The 25529-nt window shown below is 56.8% G+C and carries 22 protein-coding genes; 10 read left to right on the top strand and 12 right to left on the bottom strand.

Annotated elements, in window-relative coordinates; genetic code table 11:
* Positions 1-89: 89 nt before the first annotated feature.
* Positions 90-713, top strand: a complete 624-nt coding sequence (locus DD586_RS15975; protein ID WP_012885856.1) for an FMN-dependent NADH-azoreductase — start codon at positions 90-92, stop codon at positions 711-713.
* Between the two features lie 21 nt (positions 714-734).
* Positions 735-1043 carry a YciI family protein gene (locus tag DD586_RS15970; RefSeq protein WP_012885855.1) on the top strand — a complete coding sequence of 103 codons (309 nt, stop codon included), beginning with the start codon at positions 735-737 and terminating at the stop codon, positions 1041-1043.
* 178 nt (positions 1044-1221) lie between these two features.
* On the opposite strand, the gene DD586_RS15965 is transcribed toward DD586_RS15970, so the two are convergent.
* The 6 genes from DD586_RS15965 to DD586_RS15940 all read right to left on the bottom strand — a co-directional run bounded on the left by DD586_RS15965 (position 1222) and on the right by DD586_RS15940 (position 8865).
* Positions 1222-2451, bottom strand: a complete 1230-nt coding sequence (locus DD586_RS15965) for a M20 family metallopeptidase (protein ID WP_012885854.1) — start codon at positions 2449-2451, stop codon at positions 1222-1224.
* 7 nt (positions 2452-2458) lie between these two features.
* Positions 2459-4135: a dipeptide ABC transporter ATP-binding protein gene (locus DD586_RS15960; RefSeq protein WP_012885853.1), complete on the bottom strand. Its 1677-nt coding sequence runs from the start codon at positions 4133-4135 to the stop codon at positions 2459-2461.
* The gene (locus DD586_RS15955; RefSeq protein WP_012885852.1) at positions 4135-4962 is read right to left on the bottom strand and encodes an ABC transporter permease; all 828 of its coding nucleotides are present in this window, start codon (positions 4960-4962) and stop codon (positions 4135-4137) included. The genes DD586_RS15960 and DD586_RS15955 overlap by 1 nt, the downstream gene beginning before the upstream one ends.
* A complete protein-coding gene (locus tag DD586_RS15950; RefSeq protein WP_012885851.1) occupies positions 4955-5902 on the bottom strand; it encodes an ABC transporter permease in 948 nt (315 codons plus the stop codon). Before DD586_RS15950 ends, DD586_RS15955 begins: the two co-directional genes overlap by 8 nt.
* Positions 5903-5915: 13 nt before the next feature.
* A complete protein-coding gene (locus tag DD586_RS15945; RefSeq protein WP_012885850.1) occupies positions 5916-7514 on the bottom strand; it encodes an ABC transporter substrate-binding protein in 1599 nt (532 codons plus the stop codon).
* Between the two features lie 70 nt (positions 7515-7584).
* On the bottom strand, positions 7585-8865 hold the full coding sequence (locus DD586_RS15940; protein WP_012885849.1) for a M20 family metallopeptidase: 1281 nt from the start codon (positions 8863-8865) through the stop codon (positions 7585-7587).
* A 77-nt stretch (positions 8866-8942) separates the two neighbouring features.
* Between DD586_RS15940 and DD586_RS15935 the strand changes: the two genes are divergently transcribed.
* From DD586_RS15935 to DD586_RS15905, 7 genes are all read left to right on the top strand, one after another.
* Positions 8943-9716: a GntR family transcriptional regulator gene (locus DD586_RS15935; RefSeq protein ID WP_012885848.1), complete on the top strand. Its 774-nt coding sequence runs from the start codon at positions 8943-8945 to the stop codon at positions 9714-9716.
* A 209-nt stretch (positions 9717-9925) separates the two neighbouring features.
* A complete protein-coding gene (locus DD586_RS15930; RefSeq protein WP_012885847.1) occupies positions 9926-11617 on the top strand; it encodes a sensor histidine kinase in 1692 nt (563 codons plus the stop codon).
* The gene (gene btsR / locus DD586_RS15925) at positions 11611-12336 is read left to right on the top strand and encodes a two-component system response regulator BtsR (RefSeq protein WP_012885846.1); all 726 of its coding nucleotides are present in this window, start codon (positions 11611-11613) and stop codon (positions 12334-12336) included. Before DD586_RS15930 ends, btsR begins: the two co-directional genes overlap by 7 nt.
* Before the next feature lie 288 nt (positions 12337-12624).
* Positions 12625-14772, top strand: coding sequence for a carbon starvation CstA family protein (locus DD586_RS15920; protein WP_012885845.1), 2148 nt, complete (start codon positions 12625-12627; stop codon positions 14770-14772).
* 103 nt (positions 14773-14875) lie between these two features.
* On the top strand, positions 14876-15079 hold the full coding sequence (locus DD586_RS15915; RefSeq protein ID WP_012768713.1) for a YbdD/YjiX family protein: 204 nt from the start codon (positions 14876-14878) through the stop codon (positions 15077-15079).
* A gap of 31 nt (positions 15080-15110) precedes the next feature.
* Positions 15111-16103 (top strand): GTPase, encoded by a 993-nt coding sequence (gene yjiA, locus DD586_RS15910; protein ID WP_012885844.1) that lies wholly within the window; start codon positions 15111-15113, stop codon positions 16101-16103.
* Positions 16104-16387: 284 nt separating this feature from the next.
* Positions 16388-16834: a hypothetical protein gene (locus DD586_RS15905; RefSeq protein WP_012885843.1), complete on the top strand. Its 447-nt coding sequence runs from the start codon at positions 16388-16390 to the stop codon at positions 16832-16834.
* Between the two features lie 82 nt (positions 16835-16916).
* Here DD586_RS15905 and eutR read toward each other — a convergent pair whose 3' ends face one another.
* The 3 genes from eutR to DD586_RS15890 all read right to left on the bottom strand — a co-directional run bounded on the left by eutR (position 16917) and on the right by DD586_RS15890 (position 21576).
* Positions 16917-17960 (bottom strand): HTH-type transcriptional regulator EutR, encoded by a 1044-nt coding sequence (gene eutR / locus DD586_RS15900; protein ID WP_012885842.1) that lies wholly within the window; start codon positions 17958-17960, stop codon positions 16917-16919.
* Between the two features lie 331 nt (positions 17961-18291).
* Positions 18292-19638, bottom strand: coding sequence for an aldehyde dehydrogenase family protein (locus tag DD586_RS15895; protein WP_049779824.1), 1347 nt, complete (start codon positions 19636-19638; stop codon positions 18292-18294).
* A gap of 516 nt (positions 19639-20154) precedes the next feature.
* Positions 20155-21576, bottom strand: a complete 1422-nt coding sequence (locus DD586_RS15890; RefSeq protein WP_012885840.1) for a phosphatidylserine decarboxylase family protein — start codon at positions 21574-21576, stop codon at positions 20155-20157.
* A gap of 82 nt (positions 21577-21658) precedes the next feature.
* On the opposite strand from DD586_RS15890, the gene DD586_RS22380 reads away from it, so the two are divergent.
* Complete coding sequence (locus DD586_RS22380; RefSeq protein ID WP_267195265.1) at positions 21659-21781, top strand: hypothetical protein; 123 nt, start codon at positions 21659-21661, stop codon at positions 21779-21781.
* A 182-nt stretch (positions 21782-21963) separates the two neighbouring features.
* Here the strand turns inward: DD586_RS22380 and yjfF are convergent, their stop codons facing one another.
* From yjfF to ytfR, 3 genes are read right to left on the bottom strand one after another with little or no spacing between them, the layout of a single operon-like run.
* Positions 21964-22956: a galactofuranose ABC transporter, permease protein YjfF gene (gene yjfF, locus DD586_RS15885; protein ID WP_012885839.1), complete on the bottom strand. Its 993-nt coding sequence runs from the start codon at positions 22954-22956 to the stop codon at positions 21964-21966.
* Positions 22943-23980 carry a galactofuranose ABC transporter, ATP-binding protein YtfT gene (gene ytfT / locus DD586_RS15880; protein WP_012885838.1) on the bottom strand — a complete coding sequence of 346 codons (1038 nt, stop codon included), beginning with the start codon at positions 23978-23980 and terminating at the stop codon, positions 22943-22945. The genes yjfF and ytfT overlap by 14 nt, the downstream gene beginning before the upstream one ends.
* A gap of 13 nt (positions 23981-23993) precedes the next feature.
* A complete protein-coding gene (ytfR, locus tag DD586_RS15875) occupies positions 23994-25496 on the bottom strand; it encodes a galactofuranose ABC transporter, ATP-binding protein YtfR (RefSeq protein ID WP_012885837.1) in 1503 nt (500 codons plus the stop codon).
* Between the last annotated feature and the right edge of the window lie 33 nt (positions 25497-25529).

The raw sequence follows: 25529 nt of genomic DNA, 5'->3' as shown, positions 1-25529 counted from the left end.
ACAGCGCGTAATTCGGTTGCTGATGTTCTGATACCTGAATGATTTAACGTATGAATGATTTTTGCGCTTAAATATAAAGAGAGGTTGTCGTGAATATATTACATATAGATTCCAGTATTCTTGCTGATGGTTCAGTAACACGGCAGCTTTCCGCTGAGGTTATTGAACAATTGACCCACCGTTATCCGGATGCGGACTTGTCTTACCGCGATGTGGTGGCACAGGAAATACACCACCTTACCGGCCCGATTGTGGCGGGTTTTCGCCAGGTAGATAACGCGGCAGTGGACAACGCAACGTTGCAGGAGCACCAACTGTCAGAACAACTCGTGTCAGAGTTTCTGGCGAGTGATGTCATTGTTATTGGCGCGCCGATGTATAACTTTTCCGTTTCCAGTCAATTGAAAGCCTGGTTGGATAGAATTGCGCAGGCAGGGAGGACGTTTAAATATACTGAAACCGGACCCGTCGGATTATCCGCAGGAAGAAAAGTGATTATCGTTTCTGCCCGTGGCGGTTTTTATGGCAAGCCCCCTTTTGCCGGTCTGGATTTTCAGGAACGCTATCTTCAGGCCTTTTTCGGGTTTCTCGGTATTCATGATGTGTATTTTATTCGTGCGGAAGGAGCATCAAAAGGCGATGAAATAAAAAATCGTGAAATTGAGAATGCCAGGTCATCCATCCAGTTAGTGATTAACTCTCTCGCCGTTTAATTTATTATGAAGGTAACTGCTATGTTATATGCCATTACTCTTGAGTACTCCAGTCCGAAAGACGAACTTGAACAGCATATTGATGCGCACAAAAAATGGCTTGCCGATAATATCAAACTCGGGAATATCATTTTTGCCGGTCCATTAGAGAACGGACTGGGTGGATTTATTCTGGCCTACGGAACGGACTCATCGGCAGTCAATGTCGCGTTGTCAGATGATCCCTTCGTTAAGCTGGGCCTGGTCCGGGTAAATATCAGCGCTATTGAACCGGCGATTTGCTCCGGCAATTTCCACGCTGGCTGGGCCGGGAGCGCGAAAGTGTTGTAATACCCGTGTCGATTGAGGACGGACTTCCCATCCTTCTCTTGATGCAACTGTGTATTAATCCCCACCGTTTAATGGAGTAAAGGGTGGGGATAGTGTTTTGATGGGGGCTATCTCTTGTCACCTCCGTGCCCGCTGGCAAGACGACATGATGACTCGCCAGCGAGCGACGCAGGCGAGGTTACGACAGCGCCTCCTCCGGCTGGCAGATCTCCAGTATCGCCAGCAGATAGATGCGTACCGCATCGAGAAAATCGCTGATGTGAACGCGTTCATCCGGCATGGTGTTGAACTTGCCGCCGGGACCACACACGATACCCTCCATCCCAGCTAACTGATAAAAATGGGCGGCGTCGGTGCCGTAAAACGCGGGCGGCGTGATAGCACCGCTGGGCTGTGGTTCGCCGCGCACCTGTTGATAGGCACGGTTAACCGCCTGCACGATCGCTGACTCGCGGGACACTTCGAACGGCAGCATGGTGGGTTTATCCCGTACACCGTCGTCGAACAGTTCCGCCTTCAGGCCGGGGTGGCGGGCGCAGAGCGCATCCAGCAATGCCTGAATATCTGCCAGCACGCTGGCGACGCTCTGCCCCGGCGCGAAGCGGGCGGAGCCTTTGAGACGGGCGAAGTCCGCCACCTGCGGCGGCCGCCACTCTTCAAGATCGCGCCCCAGCGCACCGTGTACGGTGCCGACATGGCAACGGTTGATGCTGCGGTGTTCGTCGCTCTGTGCGCCGCTGAACGTCATGGCGTTCAACTGCGGGATCAGCTCCACGGCCGCGGCGATGGCATCCACCGCTTGCTCACGTTTGGAGAGATGACGGGTGTCACCGGTCAGTTCGATGGTGAACATCAGCGAACCGGCGTGCATGGTCAGCGCCTGGATATCGGTCGGTTCGGCGTTGATGAAATAGTCGGCGCGGATACCTTGCTCAATCGCGGCGATGGAGCCGATGCCGCCCTGCAACTCCCCGACCACGTAAGTCAGCACCACGTCGCCTTTCAGTTTGATGCCCGCGTCGATAAGCGTTTTCAGCGCACAGAAATAGGCCGCATCGCCGGATTTCATATTGGACACGCCGATACCGTAGATGAATTCGTCGTCGATTTTTCCTTCCCACGGATCCACCGTCCAGCCTTCCGTCACCGGGTTGGTGTCCAGATGGCCGTTGAACAGCAAACTGTGGCCGCCGCCGACGCCGCGCAACGTGCCGATGGCATTGAGCCGCCCGCCCGGCACCGGCGTGAGCTGGGTTTCCAGCCCGAGTTCGCGCATCCGCCCGGCCATGAATTCCGCCAGTTGACGCTCGCCGTCAGTGGCGCTGTAGCTTTTGTGTTGCACCATGTTTGCCAGAAAACGCAGACAAAATTCGGTATCGATACGCTGTAGTAACTGTTCTTTCGTCATGATGGTTTCATTCTGTGTATGAGTGTGAGGCAGGCGATAACTCACCGGGTGTCGGGATGGCGGACAGCAGCGCCCGCGTGTAAGAATGCTGTGCCTGAGACGCCATCGCATGGCCCGGCAGGATCTCCAGCACGTCGCCGCGATACATCACCGCAATACGATGGGCCACCTGCTGGATCAAATTAAGGTCATGGGTAATGAACAGGTAGGCAGTGCCGTAGCGTCGCCGCAGTTCCAGCAGCAATTCAATCACGGTCGCTTGCACCGAGACGTCCAATGCGGCGGTGATCTCGTCGCAAATCACCAGTTCTGGCGGGTGGGCGAAGGCGCGGGCGATCGCCACCCGCTGTTTTTGTCCACCTGACAGCTCATGAGGGTAGCGCGACGCCATCGACGCTGGCAGGCGGACTTCTTCCAGCAGTCGGGCGACGGCCTGTGTTTCGGTTTCGCCGTTGGGCAGACCATACAGCCGCAGCGGGCGGGCGATAATGTCGCCGATACGCATACGTGGATTGAGCGACGCGTCCGGGTGCTGGAAGATCATTTGCACCCGGCGGCGATAGTCCTTATCCATCTGCGCGCGGCCGAGCAGAGTGTAGCCGCGAAAATCCAGCTCGCCACTAAACGGCACCAGACCGGTGATGGCTTTGGCCAGTGTCGACTTGCCGGAGCCGGACTCACCGACAATCCCCAGAATCTCACCTTCATGCACGGTGAGCGATACCGCGTTAGCGGCGCGGGTTTGATGGGGCTGACGCTTGAGCAGTTTATCCAGCAACCGGTGGTGACCGTACTGGATAGTGATGTCACTCAGGGTCAGTAACGGTTGGGAGGACGGCGTAGCTTCATCCAGCAAGCGTACGGTTGGATTCGGCACGGCGGCGATCAACCGACGGGTGTAGGCGTGTTGTGGTGCGCTGAACAACGCCCCGGCATCCGCCTGTTCAACGATACGGCCTTTTTCCAACACACAGACGCGATCGGTAACACGGGAGACCAGTGCCAGATCGTGAGAGATATACAAGGCTGCTACACCGGTTTCTTCCCGCAGTCGTTCAAACAACGCCAGTATCTGTGCAGAGCTGATCACGTCCAGCGCGGTGGTGGGTTCGTCGAAAATCAGGCAATCGGGCTGACAAGCGAAGGCGGTAGCGATCAGGATGCGCTGCTTTTCACCGCCGGAAACCTGATGCGGGTAGCGTTGCATCATCAGCGCCGGATGTTTCAGGTCAACGTCACGCAGCAGAGTTTCGCCGTATTCCTGTGCTTCCCGGGCATTGAGGTGACGGTGACGGCGCAGCACCTCGGTGACCTGTTCCCCCAGCGTCAGGGTAGGGTTGAGCGAGGCGCTGGGGTCCTGAAAAATCATCCCCAGTTTTCCGCCGCGCAGCGCGTGCAGTTTGTCCGTCGCCAACGTGCGCAGATTGAGCCCGCCGAGGTGAATCTCGCCGGCGCGCTCCCGTGCGTTACTGGCGAGCCAGCGCATAATGGCCCAGCCTAAGGTGGTTTTGCCGGAGCCGGATTCCCCCACCAGCCCTACCACGTCGCCGCGATTCACGTGCAGGGTAATGTCCCGCAGCACCGGCAGATGCGAACCGTCCGGCAGTGCGTAGTCCAGGCTGTAATCGTTAACCGCCAGCACGGGTGTGGATGTCGTCGTCAGGGTGGCGTTGTGTTTGTCCATCAGTGGCTCCTCGGATTCAGAACGTCGCGTAGCCCATCGCCAAGTAGGTTGAAACCGATCGCGACGATAGCGATCGCAAGCCCGGGGATCAGCATCATCCAGGGAGCGTTAAAGAAGTAGGCGCGGGCTTCGGATACCATCAGCCCCCATTCCGGTTGTGGCGGTTGTGCGCCCAGCCCAAGGAAGCTCAGGGTGGCGAACAGCATAATGGCGAACGACACGCGAATAGTAGATTCCACGATGATGGGTGCCACGATGTTAGGCAGCATCTCCCGCAGGATGATATAGCCGGAGGATTCGCCGCGGGCGATGGCGGCATAGACGTAATCCTGCTGGCGCGCGGCCAGCGCCACGCTACGGGCGATGCGTACCATGCCCGGTATAAAGGCGATGGTGATAGCCAGCACCGCATTCAGGCTACTCTGTCCTAGTGTGCTGACAATCAATAAAGCGAACAGCAGGCTGGGGATCGACATCACCGCATCCATGGTGCGCATGATGCCTTCATCCATCCTGCCACCCAGATACGCGCTGGCGGTACCGATAACCGAGCCTGCCACCATCGCCAGTGAGGTGGCTAGTAGCGAATAAAGAATGGTGGTGCGGGCACCGACCAGTACCCGGCTGAGGATGTCGCGCCCTAGCTGATCGGTACCGAACCAGTGCATGGCGCTCGGTGCTTTATAGCGCGCCAGAATCGAGATAGCCTCCGGGTCGGCGGGGGCCAGATGAACGCCCGCGCACACGGTAATCAACGCCAGTAGCAGGATGCCAAGCCCGGCGGCCCCTTGCGGGGTACGCAGTAGTTTTTTGAGTACGTCAAACATAGTGAATCCGCTTGTCTAGCGTGGCGTAGGCGAGGTCGGCCAGAAAATTGACGACCGCATAGGTGGAGGCCAGGATCATCACGCCGCCCTGAATGGTCGGGAGATCGCGCGCCTGCACTGCGACGATAAGCTCCCGGCCGATGCCGGGAATAGCGAAAATCTCTTCCACTACCACGATGCCGCCGAGCAGATAACCCACGTCCAATGCCACGATAGTGATGGTCGGCAACAGGCCGTTACGCAGCGCGTGGCGCCACAGGATACGGCGGCGCGGCAGTCCTTTCAGCCAGGCTGCCCGGATGTAGTCGGTATGCAGCACATCCACCATTTCCGATCGCACCATACGTGAGACATGCGCGACCAGAATCATCGCCACCGTCGCCGACGGCAGCACCAGATGGCGCACGCCGTCAATCAGGTTCTCGCTGAGCGGCACATAACCGGTCGCTGGCAGCAACTGCCAGATATCGGCGAACAGCAGCAACATCAGCGTGGCGGTGACGAACTCGGGAAAGGAAATACCGATGTAGGACAGCACGCTGACCAGCACATCCGCCAGTTTGCCTTTTCTGACCGCCGCCCAGACGCCGAGCGGCAGCGCCACCAGCAGCATCAGCGACAGGGCGCACGCCGCCAGCAGCAACGAGCGGGATAGGGCGGTGAGCAGTGTGGGCGCGACCGGCAGGTTGGTCCGCATGGAGACGCCGAAATCACCGTGCAACGCCGCCGCCAGCCAGTGCCAGTATTGCACCCAGGCGGGGGCGTCCAGCCCGAGGCGGGCTCTGACCGCCGCCAGCGCCTCCGGGGTGGCATGCTGGCCGAGCAGGGTGACCGCGGCGTCAGCGGGCAGCAACTGGGTAATACTGAATACCAGTACGGACACCACCAGCAGGGTGTAGATCACCAACAGCAGACGTTTTAACAGATAACTTGCGCTCACAGCCGCTCCTTACTCAGCTTCGGCGTGTCGACGCTTGCGCCGTCAGCCAGACATGATCGAGACGGAACACGGCGGCACGTGGATGCAGCGCGTAGCCGCGCACGGAATCCCGGCTGGCGGAGAGCAGGTTGAAGAAAGCTGGGATGACCGACGGCACCTGTTCATGCATCAACTGTTGCGCTTTACCGTAGAACTCCCGGCGTTTGGCGTCGTCGGTGGTGCCGCGCGCGCCAGCGACGGCGGCGTCAAAATCGGCATTGTTCCAGCGGGTTTCGTTCCACGCCGCATCGGAGGTGTAGAGCAGCGAGAACACGGCGTCCGGTGAAGGCTGCATATTGTAGAAGCCGACATAAAAATTGCCTTTCTTCCACACCTGATCGAGGTAGGTACTGTGGGCCATGGTCTGTACGTTGATACGAAAACCGGCAGGCTTGGCCATCTCGCGTACCGCGATCCCCAACTGGGTACGGGAGGCCGGTTTATCTGACGCGATCAAGGTTAAATCGAGTCCATCCGGGTAACCGGCTTCTGCCAGCAGCGCCTTGGCTTTGGCGTAGTCGGGCTGGCGCAGCGGCAGGTTGCGATACCACGGATACGAGGCGTTGATCGGCGTGTCGTTACCCGGTGTGCCGTAACTGTCAGCGACGAAATCGACCATCGCTTTGCGATCGATGCACAGCGCCAGCGCCTGGCGTACCCGTACGTCATTAAAGGGTTTCTGGTCGCAACCCATGTTGATGTTGAGGAACTGGCCTGATGGCACTCGCAGCGGCTGGATGCCCGAAGCGGCGGACAGGCGCTTGAACTCGCTGGGCTGTGCCGCCAGCATCAGGTCGGTATCACCGGCGATCAGCGCGGAGCTTTCGGCGATAGCATCGGGATACACCACGATCTCCACGGCATCCAGATACGGGCGGTTCGGGTCGTAGTAATACGGGTTGCGCTTCACCACGATTTTGCGTTCTGGCTCATACGACGACAGGATGAAAGGGCCCGCCCCCAGCGCTTCTTTGGACAGCCGCGCCAGTTGCCCCTGCGCGATGGCGGCGGGGACTATCCTGGCGTCCGGGTACGCCAGCATCACGGGCAGGTCGGCGTAAGGTACCTGGGTGATGATCACGACTTTGTCGTTGCCATCGGCATGCAACTCCTTGATTGGACCAATGTTACGCATCCCCGGCGAGGCGTTTTTGGGATCCAGAATGGCAGAGAGGCTGGCGACGACATCCTCGGCGGTCAACGGCGTACCGTCGCTGAACTTCAGGTTGGGGCGCAGGGTAAATGTCCACTGCGTCAGGTCAGCATTCGGCTGCCAGCTGATAGCCAAATCCGGTTCGGCCTTCATCTCCTGTGTCAGACGCGTCAGGCCGCTGTAGAGCAATTCAGCCAGCAGGTACTCGGGGTTGACGCGTGCCTGCTGGGGGTTGAGCATGTTGATAGCCTGATCGACGCTGATGCGCAGGGTGCCGCCTTTTTGTGGCGTACCGCCCGCCGTCATGACGCTGGCCTCAGCCGCGTTAGCATGGAATGACCACGGTAGCATGGCTGCGCCAGTCATCAGCGTGGTGTGAGTAATAAACTGCCGTCTGTTTATTCCTTTCATTGCACACATCGTGGTTTCCTCTCTGCTGTTTGCTAATTGTTATTTGCTACTTATTGTTTGTTATTGGTTTTTTTATGGCTTAATGACCCTGGGTTGGCGAAAAGTCCTCGGCCAGATAGGCCAAAATAGACTGGGATAAAGCGACGATGTCCGACATGGTGGTGTATTCATTGGCGGCGTGAATGTGGTTATCCGGCCGCACCAGACCGCCTAACAGAATTTCCTGAATGCCTGCCTGTTGTACCCATCCCATGTCGGAACTGCTGGAGGAACCCCAGGCGGCGAATTCGTCGGCGCGGAAACCAAATCCCATGCCCAGCGCTTGCTGCCAGCGCGGCCAGTGTGGCCCGGTCGGATCGCTGACCGGGGCCAGATGGCCGATCAGGTGGTATTCCGTACCCAGCGCGGCGGAGGAGGCCATGGATTGTGTGATGCAGTCGGTCAATTCTTGCCAGACCGCGTCGAACGACTCTTCGGGGGCGTAGCGACGGTTGACCAGCAACTCAAAACGTTCCGGCAAGGTGGAGCCTTTGCTACCACCTTGCGCCACCGCCAGCGTCAGGCGCGAGGTCAGCGGCTTGCCGGCAAAATGTGGCGGTGGCGGCATGGCGGAGGTGCGTTGCTCAACCTGCCGCTTCAGCGCCATCAGGGCGTTCATCAACGGCAGGCTCTCCTCAATGGCGTTGATGCCGTCTACCGAGTCGCCGGAATGCCCCGAGCGCCCCGTCACACGGATCACCACATCCAGACTGCCGAAACAACCGGCCCAGATGCGCGGCGCGGCACCGCCGTTGAAACTCAACATATGACCTTGGAAAAGCCGCTGTTCCGCCAGATAGCGAATGCCGGGGTACAACCCGCCTTCTTCGTCGGTACACAGCAACAGCACCGGGTTGAAACGCAGTTTGAGGCGATATTTTTGCGCTGCACGCAGCGCGGCCAGCGTGGCGACAATCGTTCCTTTCATGTCGGCGCTACCGCGGCCGATCAGCCGTTCACCGTCCTGACTCAGCGCTAACGGCGGGTAATGCCAGCCGTCGCCGGGGGGAACGGTATCAACGTGAAAATAGAGGTTGCAGTTCTCTACCGCGTCGCCGGGCAGCGTCGCCAGCAGGTTGACGCGCTCTCCGCGTGCGCTACCATCCGGTGAACGCCAGAGGGATTCGGGTACCGACACCCGCTGGAAGCGGAATCCCATCGGCGTTAGCAGTGACTCCATCAGATCGGCGAACGCACCATAACCCAGGCCGGGCGGGAAACTGGTATCCACCGCCAGCATGCTGCTCATATCCTGTACAATGGCGTCGGAATCATTCGCAATGGCGGCCAATGCCTGCTGAAAAAGGGATGTCACACTCATGTCGTGCTCACAGGGTTGTATTTCTATATAGTTTATAGATAATTCAGGTGAGCGAGTTGGTCAATAGGTAATCATTCATGATAATGAAAAGATCTGACGAGCAGGATGCCGTGAGTTTTGGGCGTCTTGATGAATTTGAAGGGGCCCCGCGTTACGAGGTAGTGAAACGCTATATCAGCGAGTCGATTCTGGTCGGCGAACTGGCTGCCGGTACGGTTCTGCCCAGCGAGAACGCGCTGGCGGCCGATTTTGGCGTTTCGGTGGGGACGGTGCGCAAAGCGCTGGCGGCGTTGACCGCCGAAGGGATGCTGATGCGTCGGCGTAAAACCGGCACGGTGGTCACCGGGTGGGCTCCGTTGCACAACCTGAGTCATTTCTTCCGCTATTTTCGCCTGCACGGCAAAGATGGCCGCTTGCTCAATTCGCAAACGATCTTGCTGGATTATCATCGGGCGCTGGCAACCGAGCAGGAAGTGGAAAAGCTGCAGTTGCAGCCGGGTGACAGCGTTATCTATCTCAAACGGTTACGAAAGATAGACGGTACGCCCGCGATGCATGAAACCATGGTGCTGCCGGAGGCCCGCCTGCCCGATTTTCCGGCGCAGGAGTCGGTGCCGTCGCTGCTGTATCGGTTTCTCATTGATTGCTATGACATTCGGGTGGCAGCAGTACGGGAGCAAATTACCGCCGAACTGGCTAGCGAGGAAGACCTGCGTTTGCTGGAGTTGCAGTCACCGCAGGCGATTATGGTGATTGACGAAGTCTCGTTCGATCAGAGCGCAAGGCCGGTGATCCTGGCCCATCACCGTTTCACCACCGGGAACTTCATGTACGTCAATGAAATCCGCTGAGCAATGCCGGTTGGCGACGTTAGCGTTGGTGTAGGTAGAAAAGCCTGAAGCTATGATAGCGGCGGGGATTTCTCACCCCTCGCTGACAACAGATTGCGCCAGTATGCAAATCAGTGAAACGCGTCAAGGTAACGCCGCGAGTTTGTGTTAGGGTATGCTCCTCGGGGGATCGTCCGATTCCCGGTTTTTTGCCCGTCTGAGTTTCTATCATGTATGAGTTCAAACTGGTTTTACTGTTGCTCCAGCAGATGTGCGTCTATCTGGTAATCGCGTATCTGCTCAGTAAAACGCCGCTGTTTATCCCGTTGATGCAGGTCACGGTCCGTTTACCGCATAAGCTGCTGTGTTATGCCATGTTTTCCATGTTCTGCATTATGGGCACCTATTTCGGGCTACATGTGCAGGATTCGATTGCCAATACGCGCGCGATTGGCGCGGTGCTCGGCGGGCTGCTGGGCGGCCCCGGTGTTGGCATTCTGGTGGGGATGACCGGCGGGTTGCACCGCTATTCGCTGGGTGGGATGACGGCATTCAGTTGTATGGTGTCGACCATTGTCGAGGGGCTGTTGGGGGGCATGGCGCACCGGTTGCTGATGCGCCGTGGCCGGGTTGACCGGTTGTTTAACCCGTTTACCGTAGCAGGGGTGACGTTTATCGCTGAACTGCTGCAAATGGCGATTATTCTGTTGCTGGCGCGGCCGTTTGATGATGCGTTGAAACTGGTGAAAGACATTGCGGCACCGATGATCGTCACCAACAGTATTGGCGCGGCGATGTTCATGCGTATTCTGCTGGACCGGCGCGCCATGTTTGAAAGATATACCTCGGCGTTTTCCGCCCGGGCGTTAAAAATCGCCGCCTGCACCGAAGGTATCCTGCATCAGGGGTTTAATGAAGAAAACAGTATGCGGGTGGCGCAGGTCATCTATCAGGAGATGGATATTGGTGCGGTGGCGATCACCGACCGTGAGAAGCTACTGGCTTTTATCGGCATCGGCGATGACCACCATCTTCCGGGGACGCCTATTGCCTCGGGTCATACCCGGCGCGCTATCGAGCATAACGAGGTGGTCTACGCCGACGGCAACGAGACGCCGTACCAATGCTCGCTGCAATCCACCTGTCGGCTGGGATCGACGCTGGTGATCCCGTTGTGTGGTGAAAATCAGCAGGTGATCGGCACCATCAAATTGTATGAAGCTAAAAACCGCCTGTTCAGTTCCATCAATCGCACGTTTGGCGAGGGGATCGCCAGCCTGCTGGCGGCTCAGATCCTGGCGGGACAGTATGAGCGCAGCAAGCAGTTGCTGACACAATCGGAAATCAAACTGCTGCATGCGCAGGTTAACCCGCATTTTCTGTTTAACGCCCTCAACACCTTACTGGCGGTGATCCGCCGTGATAGCGAACAGGCTGGCCAACTGGTGCAGTCGTTGTCGACGTTTTTTCGCAAAAATCTCAAACGCTCAGAGGAAGTTGTTACACTGGCCGACGAGATAGAGCATGTGAATGCCTATCTGCAAATTGAAAAAGCGCGCTTTCAGGAGCGTTTGCAGATCCGTTTTGACCTGCCATCGGCGTTGATGTCGATGCGGTTACCCGCGTTTTCGTTGCAACCGCTGGTGGAAAACGCGATTAAACACGGTACGGCGCATCTGCTGGGAACCGGAATTGTCACCATCAGTGCCAGTCGGCAGGGGGAGCGACTGTTGCTGAGTATTGAGGATAATGCCGGTTTGTACCAGCCGCGAACTAACTGCACCGGGCTTGGCATGAATCTGGTGGATAAGCGTATCCGCAGTCGCTACGGCAATGATTATGGCCTGAGCGTGGAATGTGAGCCGGACCGTTACACCCATATCCATCTGACGCTGCCCTGTGAGGAAAGCCAGTCATGCTAAGCGTGCTGATTGTTGATGATGAACCGCTGGCGCGGGATAACCTGCGCTGCTTGCTGGAACAGGATGACGGCCTTGAGCTGGTCGGTGAGTGTGCGAACGCGGTGGAAGCGATTAGCGCGATTCACCGCTTACGCCCCGACGTAGTGTTTCTGGATATTCAGATGCCGCGCATTAGCGGGCTGGAAATGATCGGCATGATCGATCCAGACAACATGCCCTATATCGTGTTCATTACCGCTTACGATGAGTATGCGATTAAAGCGTTTGAAGAGCAGGCGTTTGATTACCTGCTCAAGCCGATAGACCCGCAGCGGCTGGCGAAGACTTTGCGCAATCTGCACCGGGAACGCCCGGCGCAGAATATCGACAAACTGTCCGACCATCAGTCGGGCCTGGACTACATTCCCTGTACCGGACACAGCCGTATCTACCTGATGAAAAGCGCCGACGTGCAGTTTGCCAGTTCGCGTCAGAGCGGTGTGTATGTCACGGGGCCGCAAGGGGAAGAGTGCTTTACCGAATTGACCCTGAAAACGCTGGAAAGCCGTACCCCGTTGGTACGCTGTCATCGTCAGTATCTGGTCAATATGGCGCATCTGCGCGAAATCCGGCTGGAAGAGAGCGGGCACGCGGAGATCCTGCTGAAAAGCGGTCAGGCGTTGCCGGTCAGCCGCCGCTACCTGAAAACCCTCAAGCAACTGCTTGGCCTTAAGGGCTAATGCCGACCCGCGTGTGTGCGGGCGGCGCATTTCCTATTCCTTTCATCCTGTCCCTTGCGTTGGTCATGACACGGCAACGGCATCATTACTGCGGCTGAAACGTTGGCCGCAGGGCACGTTTTCGTCAATTTAAGTAAAAATCTGTCACCGCTTATTCCGGTATGCGACCGGTCATCCGCTTATCCGACCGCTGACCCAAATTCAACTATCACCTGACGAATAGCCTGACTACAGTCACCATACGTGACTACATCATAAGTAATTACACCAATAAGAAGAGTAAACGCTATGAAAGATAAACTTCTCAGGCATCTTCCCTGGGCGTTACTGGGGTTCATCGGGGCTTGCTGCCTTGGCGTGGTTGCACTGCGCCGCGGCGAACATGTCAGCGCCATGTGGATCGTGGTAGCGTCGGTGGCGGTCTATCTGGTCGCTTACCGTTACTACAGCTTGTACATCGCCCGCCAGGTGATGCAGCTTGACGCCAACCGCGCGACACCCGCAGTGGTAAACAACGACGGGCTCAATTACGTGCCGACCAACCGCAATGTGCTGTTCGGCCACCATTTTGCCGCTATCGCAGGCGCGGGCCCGCTGGTAGGGCCGGTACTGGCCGCCCAAATGGGCTATCTGCCCGGCACCCTGTGGCTGCTGGCCGGTGTTGTGCTGGCGGGCGCGGTACAGGACTTTATGGTGCTGTTCATGTCGACCCGCCGCAATGGGGTGTCGCTGGGTGAAATGATCAAAGAAGAAATGGGGCCGGTACCCGGCACCATCGCGCTGTTCGGCTGCTTCCTGATTATGATCATCATCCTGGCGGTACTGGCGTTGATCGTGGTGAAAGCACTGGCGGAAAGCCCGTGGGGCGTATTCACCGTGTGCTCTACCGTGCCGATCGCGCTGTTCATGGGCATCTATATGCGCTTCCTGCGCCCCGGTCGGGTGGGGGAGGTGTCGGTCATCGGTATCGTACTGTTGCTGCTGGCTATCTGGTTTGGCGGTGTTATCGCTCATGACCCGTACTGGGGCCCGGCGTTGACGTTCAAAGATACCACCATCACCTTTGCGTTAATCGGTTATGCGTTTATCTCGGCGCTGTTGCCGGTGTGGCTGATTCTGGCTCCGCGCGACTATCTGGCGACGTTCCTGAAAATCGGGGTGATCGTCGGTCTGGCGATCGGTATCGTCATCATCAACCCTGAGCTGAAAATGCCGTCCATGACGCAGTTTATCGACGGTACTGGCCCAGTGTGGAAAGGCGCGTTGTTCCCGTTCCTGTTTATTACCATCGCCTGTGGCGCTGTATCCGGCTTCCATGCGCTGATTGCTTCCGGCACCACTCCGAAGCTGCTGGCGAACGAAACCGATGCCCGCTTTATCGGTTACGGTGCTATGTTGATGGAATCGTTTGTCGCCATCATGGCACTGGTTGCGGCATCGATTATCGAACCGGGTTTGTATTTCGCCATGAACACCCCGCCGGTCGGTCTGGGCGTCACCATGCCGAACCTGCATGAGCTTGGCGGTGCCAATGCACCGGCGATCATGGCGCAGTTGCAGGGTGTTACCGCACAGGCGGCGGCAACGGTCAGTTCCTGGGGCTTTGTGATTTCACCGGAGCAGATCCTGCAAACCGCGAAAGATATCGGCGAACCGTCAGTACTGAACCGCGCAGGTGGCGCACCGACGCTGGCGGTGGGTATTGCTCATGTGTTCCATCAGATTATCCCAAGCGCCAACATGGGCTTCTGGTACCACTTCGGTATTCTGTTTGAAGCGCTGTTTATTCTGACTGCGCTGGATGCGGGCACGCGTTCTGGTCGCTTTATGCTGCAGGACCTGCTGGGTAACTTCGTCCCGTTCCTGAAGAAAACCGATTCGTTGATTGCTGGTATGGTCGGCACCGCAGGTTGCGTTGGCTTGTGGGGCTACCTGTTGTATCAGGGCGTGGTGGATCCGCTGGGCGGCGTCAAGAGCTTGTGGCCACTGTTCGGTATCTCCAACCAGATGCTGGCGGCGGTCGCGCTGGTGCTGGGTACGGTAGTGCTGATCAAGATGAAACGCACCCGTTATATTTGGGTCACGATGTTACCGGCAGTCTGGTTGCTGATTTGTACCACCTGGGCGCTGGGGCTGAAGCTGTTTAGTAATAATCCGCAGATGGAAGGTTTCCTGTATCTGGCGCGTGTTTACAAACAGCGCATTGCTGAAGGCACGGATTTGAGTGCGCAGCAGATTGCCAACATGCATCACATCGTGGTGAACAATTACACCAATGCGGTACTGAGCGTTTTGTTCCTGGTGGTGGTGTATAGCATAATCTTCTATGGTATTCGTACAGCTTTGCGGGAACGTAACCAGTCAGAACGCTCTGACCGTGAAACCCCGTATGTGCCGGTACCAGAAGGCGGCGTGAAGATCTCCTCCCATCATTAACCGACGGTGAGGACGATACCGCCGACAGGTGCCTGAATGGGCCTGTCGGCGTTCATATCTGTCGGCTCATGCGCCATCGGCGCTGATATCAAGAGAGGGCGATATGTTCGGAAACCTTGGGAAAGCAGGAAAATATCTGGGTCAGGCCGCCAGAATGCTGGTCGGCATCCCGGATTATGATAACTACGTGCAGCACATGCAGACCAACCACCCAGATCAGGACGTGATGAGCTACGAGGAGTTTTTCCGCGAACGCCAGCAGGCACGTTATGGCGGGAGTGGTAAAGGGGGTTTTCGGTGCTGTTGAGTTGTCAGCGTGACAAGGAGTTTTTTCGAGTATGACTCGTTCATTACCTGCAGAGGAATTACCCGTAGACGTATTACCCGCGACGATCCTCACCGGTTTTCTGGGGGCGGGTAAAACCACGTTACTGCGCCATCTGCTGTATGCCGATCACGGCGAGAAAATTGCCGTCATTGAAAATGAATTTGGCGCGGTGGCGATTGATGACTCGTTACTGGGCGATCGCGCGACCCGTATCACCACACTGAGCAACGGTTGTATCTGCTGTAGCAGCGCCAATGAATTGTCGAATGCGCTGCATGACTTGCTGGACGGTATCGATCGCGGCGAACTGGCGTTTGACCGGCTGGTGATCGAGTGCACCGGCATGGCCGATCCGGGGCCGGTGATTCAGACATTTTTTTCTGACGAGCGCCTGAGCCAACGCTTCCTGCTGGATGGTGTGATTGCGCTGGTCGACGCGGTACATGCCGATGAGCAACTGAGCCGACATACCGTGGCGCAGGCGCAGGTCGGTTATGCCGACCGCATTCTGCTGACCAAAACCGATCTGGCAGGCGAGACGCAGGCACTCGAAGAGAGACTGGCGCGTATCAATGCCCGAGCCAGCCTGTATCGGGTGGTGAATGGTCAGATTGATCACCGTCAGATCTTCGGCGTCGATGGTTTCATGCTAGACGATCGGCTACAGGTGTCGTTACCGCGTTTTCGACCGTTGATTGAACAGGATAACGCCATCACCTCGCTGGTGGTGCAACTGTCAAGGCCGGTAGACATGGCCGCGGTATCGGCAGTTATGGAGCAACTGTTGGTAGACTGTGCCGATAACCTGCTGCGCTACAAAGGGGTACTGGCAATCGAGGGTGATGATCGTCGGCTGTTATTTCAGGGGGTACAACGGCTCTACAGTGCCGACTGGGATCGCCCATGGAACGACGATGAACCACGCGAGAGCGTCATGGTGTTTATCGGTATTCGTCTGCCAGAAGACGATATCCGCCGCGCGTTTGATGCCCTGAATGCGTGATCCAGGCTTGCCGGGTGAACATCCGGCAATACCTGCCTTCCTTGATTCAGCTTACTGCTGCTTACGTCTCTCCCTGCCAGCGTAGTGATATGCAATAAAAAGCGCTCGTTGCCATCAGGGACGATATCTCTTGCTTGCGACTCTGGCGCTAATCGCTAATCACCAGCATTGCTTATCAATAATGTCTGGTTAAAACGAATCGTTATATCCAGTGATTTGATTTTAAATGGTATTTATATAATTATCTGACGGCTGTTTAATCTTATTCATAAGGATGTTGAATCGTGAAGAACGTGACAAAAATTTTAGTGGCTACGGCCTCGCTATTAGCCTCTTACTCAGCGATGGCGGGCTGGCAGCCGTATAAAACGGTGACACTGGATGGATATAACAATACTGTCCCCGGGGGAAGCGCTTACAATGAAACAACGATTGCATCGGGCGTTTACCGTTTTCGCATTGATCCGACTTCCGATGGTGTTGACTATGCAACAGGGCAGGGCGGTAATACCCGTTCAAAATCTGCGGCACTGATGGTGTATGATCGCACGAGTACTGCTGATAAGACGGCTGCTGTCAGCTACTACGGTCTGAATGATGATGGTATGCATGCCGCCGCGATCATTCACGCGTTTCCTCAAACTGGTGGTTTCGATCTGTATCTTCAGGACTGGCAACGCTCTGACAATTCGGGCACGGTGAAAGTCATCATTGAGAAATGGAAAGATTGATTAAATGAAACACTGGGCCGACGCGTGTCGGCCCATCCTACTCAGATTGATATTCATAACCACTGTACGCCCACTTCCCTTTTTATCCTGCTAATCGCGCTTTGAGCGTCACCGATGGCTTTTCATTGAACAGCCGCTGGTAATCCGTGGCGAACTGGCTCAGATGCCAGAAACCCCATTGCATGGCGGCATCCTGTACGGTGTGATGATGGGAGTAGGGGCTGACTAATTCGCGGCGTACTGCGTTGAGGCGGATCATCTTTAGCCAGGCGTTGGGACCGCATCCCATGACATCACAAAAGGCATTTTGCAGCGTGCGGCGGCTGACATGCAGGCGACGGCACAGGTCAAGTACCGTGACCGGTTCCGACTGCTGGCTGAGCACATATTCTCTGGCGCGACCGATCAGGCTGCGATAACCGATACGTTTGTTGGTATGGGATGGGCTGACATCGGCGGGCTGGGCGCTTTCCAGAAACGAAATCACGGTGGTCAGCAAGTTGTGTTTCAGTACCTTGGCCGCGTTGCTGTGCTGCAAACGTTGCGGTTCGTTGCAGCCATACCACAGCGCTTCACGTACAAACGACCAGAGGATTTCTCGCCTGTGGGGTTCTACCAGCAACGTCGTGCTTTGTGCCAGCAACCGCGTCAGCTGTTCCGGCTCTTCCAGCACATCGGTGTACTGCAACAGCTCGTCACGTGAGATAGCGACCCCCAGAATGGCGTAGTCATCTGGCGTATTCAGTTCGAACTCCTTCCCCCCTGGGCTGACCGCGATGGCGTTGTCGCTGATGGGGTGGGAGCCGATAAAGCCGGTCCCGGCATGGCGGGCCGGAATACCAAACCAGAAAGCGTCGGGCCATATCATGCAGGACTGGCGCAAGGCCAGATTGGTGTATTCGTGGCAAATCTGGATGCCGTCGAGCAGGATTTCGCGTAATTCCCCTTTGAAATGTCCCGGTGATACCTGATCGTAAATCTGCTGCCAGTCTGTAATGGTGCGGGATTGGGCGTAAACATCCTGTGTCTGGCGCTGGTGCACACTGTCATCCGGCGGCATCAGCGTTGTAGCTGGAAGCCGGTGCGCTGTATCCAGATGATGCAGGTTAACTGGATTGTGTTTCATCGTCAGCTCACCTCCTTGACAATGTCGGGCGGGGTCTGCCAGAGCGTGATGGTCACACCGTATCATGGTCACACCATATCGATGGATGAAGTATAGACAGACCAAAGCATTCCCCGTTATACGGTATTCAGCCGGGGAGGAACAGGCGCTAAAGCACACTTTCCCTGTTCTCTGGTACGACCTAATTTCCGGCGTCTCCCACCTCGGTACGGCTTATGCCCTCATCGCCTGACCCCTGTTTATCTCCTTAAGCGGCTGTTGCGTTGTGATTGCCGCTGGTCATGAACCAACGGCAACCGCGCGGCAAACCTGTTTGGATAATTCGCCATCGTCAGGCAATACGGAACATATCCACCAGCACACAGCGTCGCAGGCGCACAAAGGTGCGAGCAGAGGTGACACCTTCACCGGTCGGCGTCGAAATGGTCATCGATGTCCAACCTTCGCCACCCAGCCCCAACCCGGCGATACAAGGGCCATTTTTGACGAAAATACTGGTGTTGATGGCGTTAGCCATGCGATTTAAGTTCCTGATATTGGTGGAGTGCATCGCGGCGGTGTGGCGGCAGCCATTTTCCAGTTTGAGTGCCAGCGCAATAGCGTCATCCACGCTTTTCACCCGCACCACGGGTAGTACCGGCATCATCAGCTCGGTGACGGCAAACGGGTGGCTGGCGTCGGTTTCAGCCAGCAGTAAGCGGGTATATTCGTTGACCTCAAGCCCGATGGCTTCAGCCAGTTTCGTGGCATCACGGCCGACATAGTCGCGGTTGACGCGACCTTTACCCTGCTCGTCGATGTCGCTCAGCAGTGCTGGCAGCAGCTGTTCGGTTTGTGCTGGCGTGAGCAGCACGGCATGATTGCGTTGCATTTCTGCCAGTAGGGCATCGGCCACACTGTCCACCACGATCAGCACCTTCTCATCGGCACAGATAATGTTGTTGTCGAATGAGGCGCCTTTAACAATCGCGCGGGCTGCTTTCGGAATATCCGCCGTTTCATCCACCACCACTGGCGGGTTACCCGCTCCGGCGGCGATCAGCCGTTTGTCGGTATGTCTGCGCGCCGCTTCCACCACCGCTTCGCCGCCGGTGACAACCAGCAGCCCGATACCGGGGTAGCGAAACAGGCGTTGCGCGGTTTCGATGTTGGGGTCGGAAACGCTGACCAGCAGGTTCTCCGGGCCGCCGGTGGCGACGATGGCCTTATTGAGCAGGCTGATGGTACGCAGCGATACGTTTTTCGCTGACGGATGAGGGGCGAACACCACGCTGTTACCGGCTGCTATCATACTGATGGCGTTATTGATAACGGTTGCGGCCGGGTTGGTTGACGGGGTGACCGACGCAACCACACCCCAGGGGGCATTTTCAATCAGCGTCAGCCCATTATCACCGGTCAGTACTTCCGCCGACAGGCATTCGATCCCTGGTGTATGGCGCGCCTGTGACACGTTTTTGATGTACTTATCGACCACGCGGCCCATGCCGGTTTCGGCCACGGCCATTTCCGCCAGCACCTGGGCATAACGCTCGCCAGCGACCCGAATGGCTTTAATCACCTGTTGACGCAGCTCGACGCTGTTCAACTGTTGTTGCGCGTACACGGCGGCCTGAACGGCGTCGTCAAGCGAGTCGAAAATGCCGCTCGGTGCGTCAAACATCGCTGGCATGGGCATCGGTACAGTCGGTTCGATCACGGAGTGTTCCATAGGGCTTATCCTCTTGTTATGTCACCTGTTTAAACCACGTTGCTCACCGTCTTCAATCAGGTGAGCAGGCAGGTTGTGGTAAAAAACCATGTTGTGGTTAAAAGTACGGATGCGAATTCGGTGTCTTGTTCAGGTCGGGCTGGGGTCGGCTCGGTATGCACAGAGACGACTATCCCAGCATGAGGCGACAGACGGATTGTCTGTATTGCGCCAGGGGGAAATCTCATCCTTGAGAGAACCCTTCCATTCTTTCATGTCGCGCCTATTCTGACGGCGGCGGCCCGGTGCTTCCTGTGTTGACTTGCGGTTATTGTGGCAACGGCAGGTCAAAGCGAATAACAAAATTCGGCAAGTCGGCGTAAAGGTTGAAAGCGATCACGAAAAAAGAACCGTCGATTAACAGAAAAGACATCGTCGAGGAGGCGGGAGGCCCCAACGGAGAAACCGGCCCCGACCGTAGCCGGAGCCCGGTGTGAGCGCTGATTAGCCTTTGTTATGCAGCGCGGTGGCGATCACGCTGCCCAACGGGACAGGATTTTTATCGTTGCGGTGACTGACGGCATCGATGGCCCATTTTTCCAACGCGACCCGATCTTTTTGGAAGATCATCATGTGAGTCGAACCGCCGAACTCGAAGTGACCGATTTCGACGCCGCGGGTGATACTGACCGGCTCGGCACTCTCTTCAACGATAAACGTGCTGGGTTCGATCACGCAGCTGGACACTTCCACCATGCCGATGCAGATGAGCGCCACGTAGCCGCAGGTCTTGTGTCGGAAGATAAACACGGCGCGCGCGGCCACATGGCCGAGGTACGGTTGTGACTCGGTGCCTTCCCAGGTGCCCTGATTTTCGCCCTGTCCGGGACGTTGGGCAAAGTAAGTCCCCGGTTCAACCCAGGAACGTACCAGAAAACCATCCAGCGGCGCGTTCCAGCGATGATAGTGCGTCGCAGAAAGGAACCCTTGATAGAGTTGCCCGCCCTCGAACAGTTTGGCCCATTGCCGCTGACCGCCGAACAGATCGAGCAGCGAATAAGGGATGTCTTTGACCCAAAACCGGCTCTCCAGTTGCAACTGGTCGGCGTAGCGCCACGGTGTGGTTTCACAGCCGATGTCTATCTGGGTGTTCGGATCGCCTTTAAATGGGCGTGCACCGGGTACGAACTGGCGGATAAAGAAATCGTTCCAACTGGCGAAGCCGTAACCCTGCAGGTTGGGGTCGTGCTGCATTTGGTTCCAGACACCGGCCTGATACGCAGCTTTGGAAATCCAGGAGCCGGGTTTTTCCGGTTGTGCGATATCGAGTTTATCGAGTGAGGCGCTGCTTTTCAGGAAACTGTTCCAGGCATCCAGCACCTTGCGGAACTGCTGATTGAACGTCGCGTCGTGGAACAGTGCCACGCCCGCTTCTGTTCCCATCGCCACGGCCAAAAACGCATTCATCGGTGTCCCGACTTGTGCGGTAGTGTTGAATGATGGCGAGGTGGTAATGATTTCGTTGAGGATCTCAAAGAAGCTGTCGTAGCTGTCTATCCAGGTCGCGTCGCCATCGTCGCTGATCTCCTTGCGGGTGGATTCGGGCAGCGAAGCCACATAGGCGTTGGATTGTTCGATCATGCTATTGAGCCACATGCGGTAGACACTGTGGTTGGTCACCCAGTTTTTAAAATTCTGAAGCACCGGCTGCATGGGTGCCAGGGTATTGGTTCGCTTCTTGTTGGCGATATGCTCGCGCAGTGGCATCAGGAATTTGGCGGTGGCCCATACCCGGTTGGGCACCCAAAATCCCATCTGGATTGGCCCGGCGTTATCCAGAGTCAGCAGGCTGTGCCCGCTGCTTTCGTAATGTGGCGACTGTTCTGCTTCAGGCGTGCTTGCTGTGTGGCTTTTGGTGTGAGTCATGGCATTTCCTCTCGATAGAACGTGTCAATTCAATAGACGTGTCAATGTCGAACAATCAATGTGTCACCACCCGGAAAAACCGTTGCACAGGCTAACTGCCGTGCTGACGGTAGCCTCATCTCGTTATGTGCGAACAACGTACAACCTGGTGGTGTGGGGAAAGGAAAGCGAAGGGTGGCAAGGGGGAAAAGCGCTATGGGTATGAATGTCGGGTCATTGCCCGATGACAACTATGCGCGGCCCCTGTATTCAAACATAGGCGTATTCTGGCCGATGGCAAGTTTGCGTTGGGTTCAATGGTGCGAGAGGTGGTGTCAGACGAGTACAAACGTAGGGTGAGACGTTAGAGGCATCTCACACCTACGTTTGGGAGGCGTTGTGGTGTCGTTATCCGTGCGGAGCGACACGTTTGACCGGGGCGTTCTGGCGGTTTTCCCACAGTGCGGTCAGGCCGCGTTGCAAGGCGATGAACACAAACAGCAATATGCCGATGGCTATCTTGGTCCACCAGGAACTTAGCGTACCGTCAAAGTTGATGTAGGTCTGGATCAAGCCTTGGATCGCCACGCCGAACAGCGTTCCGAGTACGGTGCCGACACCGCCGCTCAGTAGCGTACCGCCGATCACCACCGAGGCAATGGCATCCAGCTCGACGCCGACCCCTGCCAGCGCATAACCCGCCGAGGTGTAAATGGAAAATACGATCCCGGCGAGGGTCGCCAGCCCGGTGGACAGCATATAAATGCGAAGGGTGGTGCTGCGGGTGGAAATGCCCATCAGGTTAGCGGAGGTGCTGTTGCCGCCGATGGCATAGACCTGGTTACCGAAGCGGGTATAGCGTGCCAGCACGATGCCGACGACGACCACCATCAGCATCAGTAGTCCCATGGCGCTAAGCCGACCACCGCCGGGAATCGTCCACGCCAGACTGGAGAGTGTTTCATAGATAGGGTGGTTGATAGGCAGCGATTCTTTCGACACCAGATAACTGGCACCACGCAGGAAGAACATCCCCGCCAGCGTGATGATAAACGCTGGGATTTTTAGCGCGTCGATGAGCAAGCCCATAAACGCGCCAAAGGCACATCCCATCAACAGAATCAGCGGGAACGCCACCAAGGGGGACAGCCCCCACACGCCGATAGCTTTGGCGAGAAACACACCGGTAAATGCGATTACCGACCCAACAGACAGGTCGATACCGCCGGAGAGAATCACAAAAGTCATGCCGACGGCGACAATACCCAGAAAGGCGTTATCGGTAAGAATGTTGCAGATGACACGCGTGGAGGCGAAACCTGGAAATTGCGTCAGGCAGTACAGATATCCGAGCACGAATACCGCCAGGGTGATCATCAGCGGCAAGTTACGCTTTATCATGGCGGCGAGCTCCTTTCAGCAAGGTCACAAAACGTGGCGACTGGACTATCAGTACGCACAATACTACGACGGCTTTCACCACTTGGTTTAGCTCCGGTGGAAAACCGGACAGCAGAATACCGGTGTTCATGCCCTGAATAATCAGCGCACCTAACACGGAAAGCACCATGTTGAAGCGGCCGCCCATCAGCGAACCGCCACCGATCACCACGGCGAGAATGGCATCCATCTCCAGCCACAGACCGGCGTTGTTGGCATCAGCCCCCCGAATATCGGCGGTGACGATAACCCCGGCGATGGCGGCACACAGCCCGCTCAGGATATACGTCATGGTCACCATGGCGCGGGTACTGACCCCGGCGTTTTTCGCCGCCCGGATATTGATCCCCACTGATTCAATAAACAACCCCAATGCGGTACGCCGCACCAGCAGCCAGAACAGAATCAACGTGACCAGCGCGATGATGATAGGCGTTGGGAAGTAGAACAGCGCACCGCTACCGAGCCAGGCCAGCGGCGGCGAGTTGAAGGTGACAATTTGCCCGGCGGTAATCAACTGCGCGATACCGCGACCGGCCACCATGAGGATGAGGGTGGCGACAAACGGCTGAATCTTCAAAATTGCAACCAGAATACCGTTCCACAGGCCCGCCAGCATGCCGACACCGAGTGCGGCCAGCAGTACCACCGTCAGGCTGTAGCCCTGCACGGTCAACGAGGCGGCCACGGCACCAGCAATCGCCATAATGGCCCCGACGGACAGATCGATACCGCCGGTAGCGATCACCAGCGTCATGCCGATCGCCAGCAAGGCTACCGGTGCAGCACGGTTAAGGATATCGATTGGACTACCGAACAGGCGACCATCCTGCACCACTATCTGGAAAAAGTGGCTGGATACCAGGCTGTCTACCAGCAACACCAGCACCAGCGCGGCTATCTGCGGCATGCCTTGTGAAAACCGCATCGATGGCCAACGGAACGGGCGCTTATCGGAGCCCGGTTTGATCAGTGATCGAGGCATCACCATGCCCTCCTTATGCCGCGATGGCATTCATGATGGCGGAAACGGATAGCTGGTCGAGCGGGATTTCCGCCACCTGCTGTCGGTCACGCATAATCAACACCCGGTCAGCGTACCCCACCAACTCCTCCAGTTCGGACGAGATGACCAGCAGCGCCAGCCCGTTGGCACACAGGCTTTCGATCAACCGGATGATCTCGGCGTGAGCGCCGACGTCGATGCCGCGTGTGGGTTCATCCAGGATCAGGAATTGCGGTTTGGTCAGTAGCCAGCGAGACAACAGCACTTTCTGTTGATTCCCGCCGGATAGAAATTCGATAGGTTGCTCGGTACTGGGGGTGCGGATACCCAACTGACGGATGAATCGCTCGGCAATCGCCATCTGCTCCTTGCGGGGGATCGGGCGCAGCCAGCCGCGTTGGGCCTGCAACGCCAGAATAATATTTTCCCGTACCGAGGCGGCAGCGATGATACCGTCGGTTTTACGGTCTTCCGGGCAAAAGCCGATGCCAAGGCAGGAGGCCTGATGTGGCGAGCGCAGCGTCTGGGATTTCCCTTTGATCACCGCTTCGCCCCGGTCGGCTGGTTTAATACCAAAAATCACCTCGGCGGTTTCTGTCCGCCCGGAGCCTAACAAGCCGGCGAGACCGACGATTTCACCCGGCCGTACCGCCAGTTCGAATGGCTCAATCACACCTTTTTTAGCGTACCCTTTGAATTCCACTACCGGCTTGTCGCTCAGTAGCGTACGTCCGGCACGTTGCAGCGCATTCTGCTCCAGCTCGCGGCCCAGCATCATTTTTACCAGTTCTATCTGTGGCAGCGAGGCGGTTTCGCAGGTACCGACGAAAGCACCGTTGCGCAGAACCGTGATGCGATCGGTCACCTGATAAACCTGCTCGAGAAAGTGGGTCACGAAGATCAGGCTGACGCCCTGATCGCGCAGCTGGCGCATCAGGGTGAAGAGCATTTCTACTTCCTGAGTATCAAGACTGGCGGTCGGCTCATCAAGGATCAACACCTTGGCAGACAGGTCGATGGCACGACAAATGGCAACGATTTGCTGCATCGCGACGGAAAAGCGGTTCAGTGGTTCGCGCACATCCAGTTCAAAACCGTAGGAAGACATCAACGCCGCCGCACGTTTTTCCATCTCGGTGCGTTGTAATAATCCGAAGCGTCTGGGTTCGCGGCCGATAAACAGGTTATCCGCCACCGATAAATTGGGTAGCAGGTTGACTTCCTGGTACACCGTGCCGATGCCCAGTTGTTGGGCGTGAGCCGTATTTTTAGGCGAGATAGACTGCCCTTCGAGATAAATAGCGCCCTCGTCACGTTGATACACCCCAGTGAGTGTTTTAATCAGCGTGGATTTTCCTGCACCATTTTCTCCCAGCAGCGCCATGATTTCCCCGCGCCTCAGGCTGAAATTGACCTTATCCAGCGCTTTAACCCCGGGAAAAATTTTGCTCAGCCCTTCCGTACGCAAGATTTCCTGGTTGTCGAAATCGTTCATGCGATTCTTCCTTACAAAACAGGTGATGTCCTG

The sequence above is a fragment of the Dickeya parazeae Ech586 genome (assembly GCF_000025065.1).
GTDB classification, from domain to species: Bacteria; Pseudomonadota; Gammaproteobacteria; order Enterobacterales; family Enterobacteriaceae; genus Dickeya; species Dickeya zeae.
The sequence above is the reverse complement of the archived record's forward strand: the minus strand, read 5'-3'. Positions and strand labels throughout refer to the sequence as shown.